Source organism: Pseudomonas sp. B12(2026), from assembly GCF_057767015.1.
Genome location: NZ_CM173430.1, coordinates 2,558,244 through 2,574,587 on the forward strand (window position 1 = coordinate 2,558,244; position 16,344 = coordinate 2,574,587).

Sequence of the window (16,344 nt, forward strand, 5' to 3'; positions counted from 1 at the left end):
GCTTTCCGATGAACCTGAAGCAACGCCTGCGCGCCACGTTCGCCGCGCTGCTGCTGGGCGCGCCGCTGGCCCACGCCGCCGACCTGCCGACCCTGCGGGTGGGCGACCAGAACTACTACAACGTGCGCGCGTCGATGGAGGCCTCCGGGGTGCTCGAAGGCGCGCCCTACAGGGTCGACTGGAAGCACTTCCAGTCCGCCGCGCCAGTGGCCGAAGGGTTGCAGGCCGGCGCGCTGGACCTGGGCTTCCTCGGCGACTCCGGCTTCATCTTCCTCGCCGCCAAGGGTGCGCCGGTGAAGCTGATCGGCATTTCGCGGCAGAACCCCGACACCATCGCGCTGCTGGTGCCCAAGGATTCCCCGGTGAAGTCCATCGCCGACCTCAAGGGCAAGAAGGTCGCCTACTGGCCCGGCGCCTGGAGCCAGCAGCTGACCCTGCGCGCGCTGGAGAAGGCCGGCCTGCCGGGCGACTACGTGGAGTTCGTCAAGCTGATGCCCATCGACGCCGCCGCCGCCTTGCCGCGCGGCAGCATCGACGCCTTCCCGGTGTGGGAGCCGTACATCTCGCAGCAGATCGTGTTCTCCGGCGCGCGGCCGATCCTCACCGCCCGCGACCTGATGCCGGGCCTGTCGAGCATCGCCGCCAACGCCGGCGCCATCGAGCCCAAGCGCGCGCAGATCGCCGACTTCCTCGGCCGCCTGCAGAAGGCCCGCGCCTGGGTCGAGGCGCACAAGGAGCAGTACGCCGACATCTGGGCGAAGAAGGCCAACCTCGACCCGTCCGTGTCGCGCCACTGGATCGGCCAGGCCGCCATGAGCGTCGGCCCGGTGGACAAGCAGGCCGCCGCCGATTACCAGGGCACCGCCGACTTCCTCCTGCAGACCGGCGCGCTGCCCGGGGCCTTCGACACCTCCAGCGTGATCGACAGCTCCTTCGCCAGCGCCTTCCACTGACATTTTCTTCCACGAATCAAGCACGGAGCACCGCCATGAGCATCCAGTTCCTCGGCATGATCGGCCATCGCCTGGCCTCGGAAACCATCGCCCCTGTCGGGCCCATCCTCGACAAGCAGTACATCGCCGCTTTCGCCCGCGCCCACGAGGAGGCCGGCTTCGACCGCATCCTGGTCGGCTACTGGTCGGACCAGCCCGACGGCTTCCTGGTGGCGGCCACCGCCGGCCTCGCCACCTCGAAGATCAACGTCCTGCTGGCGCATCGCCCCGGTTTCGTCGCGCCGACCCTGGCCGCGCGCAAGCTGGCCACCCTGGAGCACCTGCTCGACGGGCGCCTGGCGGTGCACATCATCAGCGGCGGCAGCGACGCCGACCAGCGCAAGGACGGCGACTACCTCGACCACGACCAGCGCTACGCCCGCACCGACGAGTTCATCGAAGTGCTCAAGCGCAGCTGGACCAGCGCCGAACCCTTCGATTTCCACGGCGAGCACTACCGCGTGGAGCAGGCTTTCTCGGCCATCCGCCCGCAGCAGAAGCCGCACCTCCCGGTGTATTTCGGCGGCTCCTCGGAGGCCGCGCTGAAGGTCGCCGGCAAGCAGGCCGACGTCTTCATGCTCTGGGGCGAGCCGCTGGCGCAGGCCGCCGAGACCATCGCCGCGGTGCGCGAGCAGGCGCGCCGGCATGGCCGCGAGGTGGAGTTCAGCCTGTCGTTCCGGCCGATCCTCGGGCGCACCGAGGAGGAGGCCTGGGCCAAGGCCGAGGCGATCCGCGACAGCGCCGGCGAGCGCCTCGGCGCCGCCGGGTTCCCCAAGGGCAAGCCGCAGAGCGTCGGCGCCCAGCGCCTGCTGAAGGCGGTGGAGCAGGGCGACCGGCTGGACGAGCGCCTGTGGACCGGCATCGCCAGACTGGTGGGCGGCGGGCACAACTCCACCGCGCTGGTGGGCACACCGGAGCAGGTGGCCGATGCGCTGCTGGCCTACTACGACCTGGGCGTGCGCAACATCCTCATCCGCGGTTTCGACCCGCTCAACGACGCCGTGGAATACGGCCGCGAGCTGATCCCGCTGACCCGCGCCAAGGTCGCCGAGCGCGAGCGCCGGCGTGAAACGGCCTGATCCGATGAGCCTCCCGCAAAGCCTCCCGGTGGCGCTCGGCCAACTGCCGGAACTGACCCGGCAACTGGCCGAAGGCGCCGATGCGCTGGATCGCAGCGGCGACTTTCCCCACGCCAACCTCGACCTGCTGCGCCGCCACGGCCTGCTCGGGCTGGCCCTGCCGGCCTCGCTCGGCGGCCCCGGCGCGAGCCTGGGCGAGCTGCGCCGGGTGATCGGCGCGGTGGCCCGTGGCGAGCCGTCCACCGCGCTGATGCTGTGCATGCAGTACCTGCACCTGCGCCGGCTGGCGGACAACCCCGGCTGGCCCGAGGCGCTCAAGCGCCGCGTGGCCCGCGAGGCGCTGGAGCAGGGCGCGCTGATCAACAGCCTGCGGGTCGAACCGGAGCTGGGCTCGCCGGCGCGGGGCGGCTTGCCGCACACCGTCGCCCGGCGCGACGGCGACGGCTGGCGGCTGTCCGGCCACAAGCTCTACACCACCGGCATTCCCGGCCTGACCTGGCTGGCGGTGTGGGCGCGCAGCGACGAGCCGACGCCCCGCGTGGGCAGCTGGCTGGTGCGCCGCGACAGCCCCGGCATCCGCATCGTCGAAAGCTGGGACCACCTGGGCATGCGCGCCACCGGCAGCCACGAGGTGATCTTCGCGGACGTGCCGGTGCCGCTGGATCACGCCGTCGGCCTGTATCCCCATGACCGCCCGCCGGCGCCGGACGAAGCCGTGCAGCGCGACTTCGCCCAGGCCAGCGCGGCGTTGCTCGGCGCGCTCTACGACGGCATAGCCGGGGCCGCCCGCGACTGGCTCGTGGACTGGCTGCGCGAGCGCGCGCCGGCCAGCCTCGGCGCGCCGCTGGCGAGCCTGCCGAGGGTGCAGGAAGCGCTCGGCGGCATCGAAGGACTGTTGCTGCAGAACCGCCTGCTGCTCGACGCGGCCTGCCGCGACCGGCTCAGCGCCAGCGAAGCCGGGCTGATCAAGGTCGCCGTCACCGACAACGCCATCGCCGCCGTCGGGAAGGCGCTCGAACTGACCGGCAACCATGGCCTGAGCCGCCACAACCCGCTGCAGCGCCACTACCGCGACGTGCTCTGCGGCCGCGTCCATACCCCACAGAAGGACAGTGTCCAGACCCAGGCCGGCAAGGCCGCGCTGTTCCCCTGAACCGAACCGGCCCGCCCTGCGCGGGCCACGCAACCTGACGGCAATATCGGCGACCGCACCGGCGGAACGGATAGCCCCCCGACAACCTCGGCCTCCGTTCGGAGCCGTGTGGAGAATGCCCCATGAAACGATCCTTGCGTGTCATCGCCGGCCTGCTGGCCGCGACCCTGCTGGCCGGCGCGGCCAGTGCCGCCGAACCCGTCGCCCTGCGCCTGGGCGACGTGAAGGGCGACCGCTACGCCTCGCTGCGCGCCTCCGGCGAGCTCGACAACCTGCCGTATACGCTGGAACTGTCCACCTTCCCCTCGGGCGCCCCGGTGCTCGAAGCGCTCAACGCCGGCGCCCTGGACGTCGGCTTCGCCGGCGACATCCCGTTCCTCTTCGTCTACGCCGCCGGCGCGCCGCTCAAGGCGGTGGGCGCCTGGCACTTCAACCCGGCGACGGTGGCGCTGGTGGTCGGCAAGGACTCGCCGATCCACTCGGTGGCCGAACTCAAGGGCAAGCGCATCGCCGTGAACCGTGGCGGCTGGGGACACTTCATGGCCCTGGGCGCGTTGCGCCGCGCCGGGCTCAAGCCCGAGGACGTGACCTTCTCCTTCCTCGGCCCGGTGGACGGCCGCGCCGCCCTGGTGCGCGGCTCGGTGGACGCCTGGGTGCCGTGGGAGCCCTACACCTCCAGCGCCGTGCTGCTCGACCAGGCGCGGGTGATCGACAACGGCGACGGCATCATGACCGGCTATTCCTACGCCCTGGCCAGCGACGCCGCCATCGCCGCCAAGAAGGCCGCGATCAGCGACCTGATGACCCGCCTGGCGCGTGCCCAGGCCTGGGCGCTGCAGCACCCGGAGCAATTCGCCGCGGCGCTGGCCAAGGACCTGAACATGCCGCAGGAAGTGACCCGCCGCTGGGTCGGCGAGGCGCGCATCAGCCCCATCGTGTTCGACGAGCGCGTCGCCGCGACGCTGCAGAAGGCCGCCGACTTCTTCCACGGCGAAGGCGTGCTGCCCAAGGCGCTGCAGGTCGCGCCGGCCTTCGATTTCAGCCTGTCGCGCGGCGCGGGCGAGGTGGCCCGCACGCTGCCCGCCGACATTGCCGTCGGCCAGCGTTGAGGGGCTTTCCATGAAGCAGGGCCTGGGCCTGCCGCGCGGGCCGGCTCGCGGTGGAGCAGGGGCCGGCAGCCGTGACGGTTCTCAGCTAAGGCAAAAAGGTTATTTAACCTCTAGTCAGTGCTTGGATATGGTTCTAAGCACCGCTCCGGCCGCCGGTTCTTTCCGGCGGCGCAACGGAGCCTTCCCGAGTCTTTGCGCTTCAGTCCAGCCGCGCGCCCAACGCCCAGGCCACTGATTCTCCCGTGTTCTTCGAGGTGTGCATGAGCGTTGTCCCGTTCCGGCTGGCCACGGCCCGGCCGGTCGCCCCATCTGTTCCCGGTGCCGCCGGGGCCTGGGCCCGCGCCTTGCGCGAGTCGGGCCTGCTGCGGCTGTCGCTGCCGGTCCGGCTGGGCGGCGGCGCCCGTCCCTGGCGGGACATCCTGCAGACCCTGCGCGATCTCTGCGAGCGCGATGGCGGCCTGGCCCGGCTGTTCGCCATGCATCACCTGCAGCTCGCCCGCGTGAGCCTGCTGGGTAGCCGCGAGCAGGCGCAGCGCTTGTTGAGCCTCACCCTGATGCGCGAGCCGCTGTGGGGCGCGCTGGGCGATGGTCCGTCGCTGCGGGCCGCCGAGCATGTGCGCGGCGGCTTCCGGGTCAACGGCGCGGAGTGGGACGCCTTCAGCGTCGAGGCCGCCGACTGGCTGGTGCTGCGCGCCTGGTACGAGCCGGGCCGCGACTACCTGTACGCCGCGCTGCCCGCGACCCGCGCCGGCCTGGTGCTGCGCGGCGGCGCGCAATGCCATGAGCTGCGTGTGCATCCCGAGGACATCCTGCTGCCGCCGGGCCTGGCGATCACGCCGCGGCGCTCGCTGTGCGACGGTCTGGCGTTGCTGCTGGAAGCCAACGTCGCCCTGGGCCTGGCGCTGCAGGCGGCTGATCGGCTGGCGCTGGCCGAGGACTCCGCGCTGTCGCGGCTGCTCGGGCTGGGGCTGGTGCTCGGCGAGCAGGCCGCGGCGCAACTGGACGAGGACATCGAGGCCGGCGCCGCGCTGAGCTTCAGCCGCAGCAGCCATTTCTCCAACCTGGCCATCCAGGCGCTGGCGGTGGCGCGCGAGGCGGTGCAGGCCAGCCTTCGCGCGGAGAGCCTGAGGGCGCGGCTGCTGGGGGCTGCGCACTGATCCGGCGGTGCATTCGTCAGGCATTACTTAAGAACTAAAAATTATTTATTTCTTATTTTTTATATCTGTAATCTTCATTTCACCGGACCACCGGACTGCATTACCTGAACTGTCCAGTGGTCCGTCCTCGCTCTGCGGGCGGCCAACCCGTACCCGAGGAGCCCTATCCATGTCCCGCCGCCCATTCCTGCGTCGTTTCGCCGTCGGCCTCAGCGCCTCGGTCGCCCTGTTCGGCGCCCTTGCCGCGCACGCCGAAGATACCCTGCGCATCGGCTACCAGAAGTCCTCCACCCTGCTGACCATCGTCAAGGCGCAAGGCAGCCTGGAGCGCGAGCTGGGCAGGCAGGGCATCGAGGTCGCCTGGCATGAATTCCCCAGCGGCCTGCCGCTGCTCGAATCGCTCAACCTCGGCAATGTCGACCTGTCCGCCGACGTCGCCGATACCGTTCCGGTCTTCGCCCAGGCCGCCGGCGCGCAGCTGACCTATTTCGCCCGGGAAACCCCGTCGCCCACCGCGCAATCGATCCTGGTGCCGCAGGACTCGCCGCTCAAGTCGCTGGCCGACCTCAAGGGCAAGCGCGTCGCCGTGACCAAGGCCGCCGGCAGCCATTACCTGCTGATCGCCGCGCTGCAGAAGGCCGGGCTGAAATTCTCCGACATCCAGCCGGCCTACCTGACCCCCGCCGACGGCCGCGCCGCCTTCGAGAACCACAAGGTCGACGCCTGGGTGACCTGGGACCCGTACGTCGCCAGCGCCCAGCGCCAGCAGAACGCCCGCGTGCTCGCCGACGGCCAGGGCCTGGCCAGCTACCAGCGCTACTACCTGGCTTCGACCGCCTACGCCAAGGCCCACCCGGAAGTGCTCAAGCAGGTCTTCGCCGAGCTGCAGAAGACCGGCCGCTGGGTGAAGGAACATCCCGCCGATGCCGCCAGGCTGCTCGGCCCGCTGTGGGGCAACCTCGATGCCGCCACCGTCGAGCAGGCCAACGCCCGCCGCAGCTACGACGTGCAGCCGGTGCGCGCCGACGGCCTCGACGAGCAGCAGCGCATCGCCGATGCGTTCTACACCCAGGGCCTGCTGCCCAAGCCGGTCGACGCCCGCGCAGTGCCGGTGTGGCAGCCGGACGTGGCGAGCAACTGAAAGCCCTTTCCGCCGCTCCGCCCGGAGCGGCCCGTCACGGCCCGGCTGGCCGCCTTGTACGCATTCCCAGGAGCTTCACATGAAACACATCAGTGCCCCGCGCCGCCTGCTGGCCGCGCTCGCCCTGGCCGGCGTCGCTGGCGCCGCCCAGGCCGACATCACCCTCGGCTACCAGACCGGCATCGACCCGACCAAGGTCCCGCAGGCCGATGGCACCTATGAAAAGGTCATCGGCGAGAAGCTCGACTGGCGCCGCTTCAACAGCGGCCCGGAAGTGGTCGCCGCCATCGCCTCGGGCGACGTCCAGCTCGGCAACCTCGGCTCCAGCCCGTTGGCGGCGGCCACCTCGCGCGGCCTGCCGATCGTCGCCTTCATCGTCTCCGCGCAGATCAACGCCGCCGAGGCGCTGGTGGTGCGCAACGGCAGCGGGATCGGGAAGCCCGAGGACCTGATCGGCAAGACCATCGCCACGCCGTTCGTGTCGACCTCGCACTACAGCCTGCTGGGCGCGCTCAAGCACTGGAACATCGACCCGGCCAAGGTGAAGATCGTCAACCTCAACCCCACCGAGATCGCCGCCGCCTGGCGCCGTGGCGACATCGACGGCGCCTTCGTCTGGTCGCCCGCGCTGGGCGAGATCAAGAAGTCCGGCAAGGTGCTGACCGACGCCGCCGAGGTCGGCCAGTGGGGCGCGCCGACCTTCGAGGTGTGGGTGGCCCGCAAGGACTTCGCCGAGCAACACCCGGAAGTCATCGCCAAGTTCGCCAGGGTCAGCCTGGATTCCTTCGCCGACTACAACGCCCACAAGGCCGAATGGACCGCCGATTCCGAGCAGGTGAAGAAGATCGCCCGGCTGACCGGCGCCGATCCGCAGGACGTGCCCGAGCTGCTGGCCGGTTCCGCCTTCCCTGAGTCCCAGGCGCAGCTGTCGTCCGCGCTGCTGGGCGGCGGCACCGCCAGGGACATCGCCGGCACCGCCGCCTTCCTAAAGGAGCAGAAGCGCGTGCCGTCGGTGCTCAAGGACTACTCGCCCTACGTCAGCGCCGACTACGTGCGCCAGGCGGAAAGCGTGCAGGTCGGGCAGCGCTGAATTCTTTTCTGTAGGAGCGAGCTTGCTCGCGAACAGATTCGCCGGATACAGCGATGTCAGGCGGTTCGCGAGCAAGCTCGCTCCTACGAAAAGCGCAAAGCGAAAAGCGCTACGCATTTCTTCTCACCCCAGGAGGGCAGAACATGAGCCGTCTGACGGCCGAGGCGGTCAGCCTCGCTTTCCCGCAGCGCGGACGCGAGCGCGTCGTGCTGCAGGGCCTCACTCTCAGCCTGGCCAAGGGCGAGTCCCTGGTGGTGCTCGGCCCGTCGGGCTGCGGCAAGTCCAGCCTGCTCAACGTGCTGGCGGGCTTCCAGGCGCCGGACAGCGGCCGCGTGCAGATCGACGGCCGCACCCTGAGCGGCCCCGGCGGCGAACGCGGCGTGGTGTTCCAGGACGACGCGCTGATGCCCTGGCTGAACGCGCTGGACAACGTCGCCCTGGGCCTGCGCATCCGTGGCGTCGGCGCCGCCGAGCGGACCGCGCGCGCCCATGAAGTGCTCAAGCTGGTGGGCCTGGGCGAGCACGCCGACTACCGCATCTCGCAACTCTCCGGCGGCCAGCGGCAACGCCTGGGCCTGGCCCGCGCGCTGGCGGTGGAGCCGGATTTCCTGCTGCTCGACGAACCCTTCGGCGCCCTCGATGCGCTGACCCGCGAGCGCATGCAGGTGCTGACCCTCGACCTGTGGCGCAAGACCGGCAAGGGCCTGTTCCTGATCACCCACAGCGTCGACGAGGCGCTGTTCCTGGCCACCGACCTGGTGGTGATGGACGGCCCGCCGGCGCGCATCGTCAAGCGCCTGCCGCTGGACTTCGCCCGCCGCTACGCGGCCGGCGAGCCGGTGCGTTCGATCAAGTCCGACCCGGAATTCGCGCGCCTGCGCCAACTGCTTCTCGATGAGTTCCTTGAGGAACCGGAGGCCGAACATGCCCACTGAAACCCTCGCCGCCAAACTCCCGGCCGCCGCGCCGAAAGCCCGCGGCGTGCCGGGCGACCACCGCCGCTGGGCCGCCGCCGGCAGCATCGCTGGCGTCTTCGCGCTGTGGTGGCTGGCCACGCACCTGGGCTGGGTCGACACCCTGTTCCTGCCCACGCCGGAACAGCTGGTGGAAGCCTTCCAGCGTCTGCGCGCCGAGGGCTACGTCGACGCGACGCTCTGGCAGCACATCGGCACCAGCCTGCTGCGCGTGCTGCTGGCGCTGGGCGCGGCGGTGCTCACGGCGATTCCGCTGGGCATCCTGATGGGCCTCAACCCGCTGCTGGGCGCGGCCTTCGATCCGCTGGTGGAGTTCTATCGCCCGGTGCCGCCGCTGGCCTACCTGCCGCTGATCGTCATCTGGTTCGGCATCGGCGAGCTGTCCAAGGTGCTGCTGATCTACCTGGCGCTGTTCGCCCCGCTGCTGATCGCCACCGCCGCCGGCGTGCGCCGCGTGGACAAGTCGCGCATCCAGGCGGTGCGCTGCCTGGGCGCCAACCGCTGGCAGGTGGTACGCCACGTGATCCTGCCCGGCGCGCTGCCGGAGGTGCTGACCGGCCTGCGCATCGCCCTGGGCGTGGGCTGGTCGACCCTGGTCGCCGCCGAGCTGATCGCCGCCAACCGCGGGCTGGGCTTCATGGTGCAGTCCGCCGCGCAGTTCCTCGCCACCGACGTGGTGGTGCTGGGGATCCTGCTGATCGCCGCCATCGCGCTGAGCTTCGAACTGGGGCTGCGCTGGGTGCAGAAGCGCTTCGCTTCCTGGGACTGATGGCGCGCCTGCACCGCTACTGAAGAATCACCGACCCGACCCTCTCGCCCCGAAGGCGGGGGCAGGGGAGAGCGCGCCTCTCCCCGTGAACCTCACGAGAGAGCAGGAACCATGACCACCCTGACCATCGAACCCCTCAGCCCGGCGCTCGGCGCCGTGGTGTCCGGCATCCGCCTGGCCGATCCGCTCGACGACGCCGGCCGGCGCCGGATCGAGCAGGCGCTGCTCGATCACCAGGTGCTGTTCTTCCGCGACCAGCCGCTGACCCCGCCCCAGCAGGCGAACTTCGCCGCGCGCTTCGGCGACCTGCACATCCACCCGATCTACCCCGGCTCGCCGGAGCAGCGCGAGGTGATCGTGCTCGATACCGCCGTCACCGACATGCGCGACAACGCCATCTGGCACACCGACGTGACCTTCCTGGAAACCCCGGCGCTGGGCGCCGTGCTGGCCGCCAAGCAACTGCCGCCCTCCGGCGGCGACACCCTGTGGGCCAGCGGCATCGCGGCGTTCGAGGCGCTGTCGAGCCCGCTGCAGCGGCTGCTCGATGGTCTCACCGCGACCCACGACATCAGCAAGTCCTTCCCCCGGGAGCGTTTCGGCGCCACCGACGCGGACCTCGCGCGCCTGGAAGAGGCCCGCAGGGCGAACCCGCCGCGCAGCCATCCGGTGATCCGCACGCACCCGGTCACCGGGCGCAAGGCGCTGTTCGTCAGCGACGGTTTCACCACCCGCATCAACGAGCTGGAACCGGCGGAAAGCCGCGCCGTCCTCGACCTGCTGTTCGCCCACTTCAGCCGCCCGGAGTTCAGCGTGCGCTGGCGCTGGAAGGAGAACGACGTGGCCTTCTGGGACAACCGCGTGACCCAGCACTACGCGGTGGACGACTACCGCCCGCAGCGGCGGGTGATGCACCGGGCGACGATTCTGGGGGACCGGCCGTTCTGAGCCGGGTTCCTGCTTGCTGGTCGCCGGGCAGGCCGGGGCCGTCGCCTTGCACCGCTTGTGCGCGTACAGGGCATTCCGAACCTCGTCCCTGGCGATGTTTCAGTGGTGGGAGGGCAGGGCGATTCAACACCCGATAACCCTGGGATTCGCATCTGGATTGTTGCGATGGCGAAGTGACACTGTGACAATGACCAAACTTTGGTTTGGGTGTTAATGGAATGAAGGTTGCTCTGGCGCTGCTCGCGCTGACCCTTGTAGTCATTCCGGTCATGGCAGGGATCGCGTGGGGATTCTGGGCTGGACTGGGGGTGTTCATCGCCTCGCTGGTGGTCAATGTGCTGATCATGAACGCGGACCCATTCACGAATCACCGGCGGCTGTAACTGCCGGAAAGCCGGCTGTTTCAGGGGCGCCAGGAGCGGGAGGGGCGGAAAACCTTTCCGTGTCTCTGGAGGTGGTCCGTGAGAGGCCTGCTGTTTGGCTGAAAGCCCCGCCATGCGGGGCTTTCGCGTTTCTGGCGGGGAGTCTTGCGGCAGACGAATCTTCCCTGGAGCCCCGGGTCGGCCATCCTGCTCCGGAAGTCGAGTCCAGTCTCCAGGATGGTATACCTCTTCCTTTCCCGTTGATTCCTCTGAAAGCACCGTCCTAGACGCTGCGGAGCATTTCTGTCAGCATTTGCCGGGGCGCCGGATGCAAGTCTCTGGCGCTTGCATTTTGACAAGCCTGCACCAAGCTAGGTCGAGACGGTGCTTTCTGTTAAGGTTCGTGAATTCCGAGAAGCTCTCGCTGGAACTTCACAATTCCATTTCTGTTTAAAGGGGTGCTGTGTGATCAAGGTGCTGGTGGTCGATGATCACGATCTGGTGCGCACCGGAATTACCCGCATGCTCGCCGACATCGACGGCCTGCAGGTCGTTGGTCAGGCCGACTCCGGCGAGCGGGGCCTGCAGCTGGCTCGCGAACTCAAGCCCGATGTGGTGCTGATGGATGTGAAGATGCCCGGCATCGGCGGACTCGAGGCGACTCGCAAGCTGCTGCGCAGCCAGCCCGATGTGCGCGTGGTGGTGGTGACCGTGTGCGAGGAGGATCCTTTCCCGACCCGGCTGATGCAGGCCGGCGCTGCCGGATACCTCACCAAGGGCGCGGCGCTCGAAGAAATGGTCCAGGCGATCCGCCAGGTGTTCGCCGGCCAGCGCTACATCAGCCCGCAGATCGCCCAGAACCTGGCGCTGAAATCCTTCGAGCCCGAGAAGAACGCATCCCCCTTCGATACCCTGTCCGAACGGGAAATCCAGATCGCCCTGATGATCGCCAACTGCCACAAGGTGCAGAGCATCTCGGACAAGCTCTGCCTGTCGCCCAAGACCGTCAACACCTACCGCTACCGCATCTTCGAGAAGCTCTCGATCACCAGCGACGTGGAACTGGCGCTGCTGGCCGTTCGGCACGGCATGGTCGATACCAACAACTGACGATGGCCGCAGGATTCGATTCAGCGGCGTTCCTGGCCACCTGCAGCGGGCGGCCGGGCGTCTACCGCATGTTCGATGCGGACGCCAAGCTGCTCTACGTCGGCAAGGCGAAGGACCTCAAGAAGCGGCTTTCCAGCTATTTCCGCAAGTCCGGCCTGGCGCCGAAGACCGCTGCCCTGGTGGCACGGATCGCCCAGGTCGAGACGACCATCACCGCCAACGAAACCGAGGCGCTGCTGCTGGAGCAGACGCTGATCAAGGAGTGGCGGCCGCCCTATAACATCCTGCTGCGGGACGACAAGTCCTATCCCTATGTCTTTCTCTCCAGCGAGGACAGCTTCCCCCGGCTGACGATCCATCGCGGCGCGAAGAAGCAGAAGGGGCGCTATTTCGGCCCGTACCCCAGCGCGGGCGCCATCCGTGAAAGCCTGGCGTTGCTGCAGAAGGCCTTCTTCGTCCGACAGTGCGAGGACAGCTACTTCCGCAATCGCACGCGGCCCTGCCTGCAGTACCAGATCAAGCGCTGCAAGGCGCCCTGCGTCGGGCTGGTCAGCGAAGAGGAATACGCCGAGGACGTGCGTCACTCGATCATGTTCCTCGAAGGGCGCAGCAATGTGCTGGCGGATGAGCTCACCGTCGGCATGGAGCAGGCCGCCACGCGCCTGGAGTTCGAGAAAGCCGCCGAACTGCGCGACCAGGTGGCCATCCTGCGGCGCGTGCAGGACCAGCAGAGCATGGAGGGCGGCAGCGGCAACGTCGACGTGGTTGCCGCTATCGTCACGCCGGGCGGCGCCTGTGTGCACCTGATCAGCGTGCGCGGCGGCCGGGTGCTGGGCAGCAAGAACTTCTTCCCGCAGGTGGCGATCGAGGAGGAGGTGGGCGATGTGCTGCTGGCCTTCCTCGGGCAGTACTACCTCAGTCACCACGAGCGCGACCTGCCGGGCGAACTCATCGTCAACGCCGTGCACGAGGACTTCCCGGTGCTGGTGTCGGCGATCGAGGCGTCCCGCGGCAAGTCGCTGGAAATCAGCCATCGCGTGCGTGGCACCCGTGCGCGCTGGCAGCAACTGGCCGTGACCAACGCCGAGCAGGCCCTGGCGGCGCGTCTTGCCAATCGCCAGCACATGGCGGCGCGCTTCGATGCGCTGGGCGATGCGCTGGATCTGGCCGAGCCGCCGCAACGCCTCGAGTGCTTCGACATCAGCCATTCCAGCGGCGAGGCCACTGTCGCTTCCTGCGTGGTGTTCGGGCCGGAGGGGGCGCTGAAGTCGGACTACCGGCGCTTCAATATCGAAGGCGTGACCGCGGGCGACGACTATGCGGCAATGCACCAGGCGCTGACGCGGCGCTTCAGCCGGCTGAAGGAGGGCGAGGGCAAGATGCCGGATATCCTCCTGGTCGACGGCGGCAAGGGCCAGTTGGCCATGGCGCAGGAAGTGCTGCAGGAGCTGGCGGTGGTCGGGTTGACGCTGCTCGGCGTGGCCAAGGGCGTCACCCGCAAGCCGGGCCTGGAGACCCTCTACCTGAACGATGCCGAACACGAATTCACGCTGCCCGCCGATTCACCGGCGCTGCACCTGATCCAGCAGATCCGCGACGAGGCGCACCGCTTCGCGATTACCGGCCACCGCGCACGGCGGGGAAAGGCGCGCCGTACCTCCACGCTCGAGGACGTGCCAGGCGTGGGGCCCAAGCGCCGGCGCGACCTGCTCAAGCATTTCGGCGGGTTGCAGGAACTGTCGCGAGCAAGTATCGATGAGATTGCCAAGTCCCCCGGCATCAGTAAAAAGCTGGCTGAGCAGATTTATGCGGTTCTTCACAGCGAGTAGAATGCCCGCTCAACCCGCAGACATCCCGACCCGATGAATATCCCGAACCTGCTCACACTGCTCCGCGTTCTGCTCATTCCGATCTTCATCCTGCTGTTCTACTTTCCGTTCCCCGCCAGCCATCTGGCGGCCAGCGCCGTGTTCGCCCTGGCGGCCGCCACCGACTGGCTGGACGGCTACCTGGCGCGCCGCCTGGGGCAGAGCACGCCGTTCGGAGCCTTCCTCGATCCGGTGGCGGACAAGCTGATGGTGGCGACCGCCCTGGTGCTGCTGGTGGAAGAGCACGCGAACCTGTGGCTGACGCTGCCGGCGGTGATCATCATCGGTCGCGAGATCGTGGTGTCGGCGCTGCGCGAATGGATGGCCGAACTGGGGGCGAGGGCGCACGTAGCCGTTTCCAACCTCGGCAAATGGAAGACCGCGGCGCAGATGCTGGCGCTGGTCATCCTGCTGGCCAATACGCCGCTGATGAGCTTCTGGGTGGTGGTGGGTTATGTGCTGCTGATCGTTGCGGCCGTATTGACCCTGTGGTCCATGCTGCACTATCTGCTTGCCGCCTGGCCCCATCTCAACACCACCCCGAAAGAGAAATAAGTTTTTTGAATCAAGGAGTTGACAGGGCTTTTCAAAACGTTAGAATGGCGCCCGTCAACACGACGCGGGAATAGCTCAGTTGGTAGAGCACGACCTTGCCAAGGTCGGGGTCGCGAGTTCGAGTCTCGTTTCCCGCTCCAAATATCGATCTATAGGGTTCCAAGGCATTCTGTAGATCACCGAAAGAAGGGGCGAAAGCCCCTTTTTTCATTCCGGTGACGTCTACCGGAGTCCGGTGCTTTTTAGTCCATTCAAGACCACCGGCAAGACGTGCCCCTCGGTGACATCGGCGACCTCTCACTGGTCGCATCCCTGAAGGCAGCAAAGCTGGCATTTCCGTTACAGCTGGAACGGGAAGCAAAACAGTTCTCTCTCGGGGCATGTCCCGAAATTTCCCTCAAAGAAGCTCCCACCCGTCGCGACGAAGCTCGTGAACTGGTTGCCCATGGCATCAACCCTCGCAAGCACCGCAACCAGGAGCGCCGGCTCGCGCTGCTGGTCGAGGAGCGCACGTTCCTGCGGGTATGCGAACAGTGTTCGAGTCTCGTAAGTTGAGCCGGAAGGCCGGTCGGCAAAGCACCTCGGGAGCAAATCCAGCGCATCTTCAAGAAGGATCTTCTGCCAACTGTCGTATGTTGTGCAGGAGGATGCCGTGCTCTCAGAACTGTTTGAAGCAACTGCCAACACCACAGGGTGCGGACCTGCCTGCCGTATAATGTGTGGGATTATCGTAGTTGCGAAGATAATAGAAGGTTCCAAAAACCAAGAAAAAGAAAAGAATGAAAGCAAGTATGGGTGTGAGTTTGAGCATTTTGCTTGCTCCTTCTTTTTATTTTCGGTTTGTTCTGCCTATCCCAGTGTGGCAACACTTCTCAGAATTAAACGCACCAGCATTGTCTGCCTGGTAATGCCCGTTTTCGAAAATGTCGAACGGAGATGCGCTCTAGCGGTATTCCGGCTTATCCCGAGTTGCTCTGAGGACTCGTCCAGCGTTAAGCCATTTGATAAAAGTAGAGCCAGTGAAGCTTCCGCGTGAGTAAGGTCGAATAGCGCTTTCACTATTTCCTGCGGAGCTTTCGACTTCTGCTCGGGATCACTGACAAAGATGACAACGGCTGGACAGTGCTTTCCCTCGCTCCATTCGCTTAAGGGAACAGAGCGGACAATCAGCCCGAGATCTGCACGGCCCGATGGGCGTTGAATGCGCATTGCCTCCACAATTGATGGTTGGTTTTCACCTTTCTGAGAACATAGCGCCTGTTTGATCAGGCGTCGGAACTCCTGATTATCCCTCGCTGTACCAATTTGCAGAGTTTCGCCATTCAGGCGAAGGCCATCCTTTTCTGCTAGTAGCTCGTCTGCTACTTGATTGGTTTGAAGCACGCTGCCCTTTTCATCGAGAATTATTGTGCCGACCGCAAATTGCTCAATAGCCCCCGCGTACAGGTTTCTCTCAGACTCTATTCGATTGAGCTGGGTATGCAGGAGAACTGATTGTTCAAGATGTGGTAGGAATAAGGAAAGTATACCTTTGTCTGTCTCGTTGAAGCCGCGCGCTTCTTCGTCGCGGCTGATTCGAATGCGGCAAAGAACTCCATCGCTCGTTTTTATGTCTGTGCCGAGTATGTGAAATACGCCGGCCGGCCTTAAAAAGCTCTGATAAAACTCCGAATTGAGCAGGGTCTCGCGTGGAATCATTTCTGCGAGCGTAACTATCTGCCCGGCAGGAATGTCCACAAATGGATCGATGTTGAAGTAATAGCGGTTGTAAGAGGCGGTTACTGCGGCGGAGCTACCATTGGTATTTACTATTATTCCGTCAAATGCATCGCTTGGAGGGCGAATAATGAACGTTACATACTTGGCGTCGAGTCGTTTTTTCAAATCGTTCAGGAAAGTTTGCCACGGAGTTTGTTCGAGCGGTCCCCTGTACAAGCTTTCTACAAGTTTGCTGAACTCTTCGATCGAGAGTGGGCGGGTCTGTGCCATTTTGTATACCTTTTTATTATTTTAATAACGCCGCCAGTCAAGGCGGCG

General features: G+C 66.6%; 16 protein-coding genes and 1 tRNA gene. 16 read left to right on the forward strand and 1 reads right to left on the reverse strand.

The window, feature by feature from the left end; translation table 11 throughout:
- The first annotated feature begins 8 nt into the window (after positions 1-8).
- From AC3B6A_RS11995 to AC3B6A_RS12070, 16 genes are all read left to right on the forward strand, one after another.
- Positions 9-953, forward strand: a complete 945-nt coding sequence (locus AC3B6A_RS11995; RefSeq protein ID WP_488402984.1) for an ABC transporter substrate-binding protein — start codon at positions 9-11, stop codon at positions 951-953.
- A 35-nt stretch (positions 954-988) separates the two neighbouring features.
- On the forward strand, positions 989-2,071 hold the full coding sequence (locus AC3B6A_RS12000) for an LLM class flavin-dependent oxidoreductase (RefSeq protein WP_488402986.1): 1,083 nt from the start codon (positions 989-991) through the stop codon (positions 2,069-2,071).
- Between the two features lie 4 nt (positions 2,072-2,075).
- The gene (locus tag AC3B6A_RS12005; protein ID WP_488402987.1) at positions 2,076-3,224 is read left to right on the forward strand and encodes an acyl-CoA dehydrogenase family protein; all 1,149 of its coding nucleotides are present in this window, start codon (positions 2,076-2,078) and stop codon (positions 3,222-3,224) included.
- A gap of 122 nt (positions 3,225-3,346) precedes the next feature.
- Positions 3,347-4,333: an aliphatic sulfonate ABC transporter substrate-binding protein gene (locus AC3B6A_RS12010; RefSeq protein ID WP_488402989.1), complete on the forward strand. Its 987-nt coding sequence runs from the start codon at positions 3,347-3,349 to the stop codon at positions 4,331-4,333.
- Positions 4,334-4,593: 260 nt separating this feature from the next.
- The gene (locus AC3B6A_RS12015) at positions 4,594-5,490 is read left to right on the forward strand and encodes an acyl-CoA dehydrogenase family protein (protein ID WP_488402990.1); all 897 of its coding nucleotides are present in this window, start codon (positions 4,594-4,596) and stop codon (positions 5,488-5,490) included.
- 169 nt (positions 5,491-5,659) lie between these two features.
- Positions 5,660-6,631, forward strand: a complete 972-nt coding sequence (locus AC3B6A_RS12020; protein WP_488402992.1) for an aliphatic sulfonate ABC transporter substrate-binding protein — start codon at positions 5,660-5,662, stop codon at positions 6,629-6,631.
- Between the two features lie 79 nt (positions 6,632-6,710).
- Positions 6,711-7,721 (forward strand): taurine ABC transporter substrate-binding protein, encoded by a 1,011-nt coding sequence (gene tauA / locus AC3B6A_RS12025; RefSeq protein WP_488402993.1) that lies wholly within the window; start codon positions 6,711-6,713, stop codon positions 7,719-7,721.
- Positions 7,722-7,864: 143 nt separating this feature from the next.
- On the forward strand, positions 7,865-8,656 hold the full coding sequence (locus AC3B6A_RS12030) for a taurine ABC transporter ATP-binding protein (RefSeq protein WP_488402994.1): 792 nt from the start codon (positions 7,865-7,867) through the stop codon (positions 8,654-8,656).
- Positions 8,646-9,464: an ABC transporter permease subunit gene (locus AC3B6A_RS12035; RefSeq protein ID WP_488402996.1), complete on the forward strand. Its 819-nt coding sequence runs from the start codon at positions 8,646-8,648 to the stop codon at positions 9,462-9,464. Before AC3B6A_RS12030 ends, AC3B6A_RS12035 begins: the two co-directional genes overlap by 11 nt.
- Before the next feature lie 111 nt (positions 9,465-9,575).
- On the forward strand, positions 9,576-10,412 hold the full coding sequence (gene tauD, locus AC3B6A_RS12040) for a taurine dioxygenase (protein ID WP_488402998.1): 837 nt from the start codon (positions 9,576-9,578) through the stop codon (positions 10,410-10,412).
- A gap of 218 nt (positions 10,413-10,630) precedes the next feature.
- Positions 10,631-10,795 (forward strand): hypothetical protein, encoded by a 165-nt coding sequence (locus AC3B6A_RS12045; protein WP_488402999.1) that lies wholly within the window; start codon positions 10,631-10,633, stop codon positions 10,793-10,795.
- Positions 10,796-11,239: 444 nt separating this feature from the next.
- Positions 11,240-11,884, forward strand: a complete 645-nt coding sequence (gene gacA, locus AC3B6A_RS12050; protein WP_015477443.1) for a response regulator transcription factor GacA — start codon at positions 11,240-11,242, stop codon at positions 11,882-11,884.
- Between the two features lie 2 nt (positions 11,885-11,886).
- Positions 11,887-13,713: an excinuclease ABC subunit UvrC gene (gene uvrC / locus AC3B6A_RS12055; protein ID WP_488403001.1), complete on the forward strand. Its 1,827-nt coding sequence runs from the start codon at positions 11,887-11,889 to the stop codon at positions 13,711-13,713.
- 33 nt (positions 13,714-13,746) lie between these two features.
- A complete protein-coding gene (gene pgsA, locus AC3B6A_RS12060) occupies positions 13,747-14,307 on the forward strand; it encodes a CDP-diacylglycerol--glycerol-3-phosphate 3-phosphatidyltransferase (protein WP_488403003.1) in 561 nt (186 codons plus the stop codon).
- A gap of 64 nt (positions 14,308-14,371) precedes the next feature.
- Positions 14,372-14,447, forward strand: a tRNA-Gly gene (locus AC3B6A_RS12065).
- A 130-nt stretch (positions 14,448-14,577) separates the two neighbouring features.
- The gene (locus AC3B6A_RS12070) at positions 14,578-14,862 is read left to right on the forward strand and encodes an integrase arm-type DNA-binding domain-containing protein (RefSeq protein ID WP_488403005.1); all 285 of its coding nucleotides are present in this window, start codon (positions 14,578-14,580) and stop codon (positions 14,860-14,862) included.
- Positions 14,863-15,156: 294 nt separating this feature from the next.
- Here the strand turns inward: AC3B6A_RS12070 and AC3B6A_RS12075 are convergent, their stop codons facing one another.
- Complete coding sequence (locus AC3B6A_RS12075; protein ID WP_488403006.1) at positions 15,157-16,296, reverse strand: helix-turn-helix transcriptional regulator; 1,140 nt, start codon at positions 16,294-16,296, stop codon at positions 15,157-15,159.
- Positions 16,297-16,344: the final 48 nt, after the last annotated feature.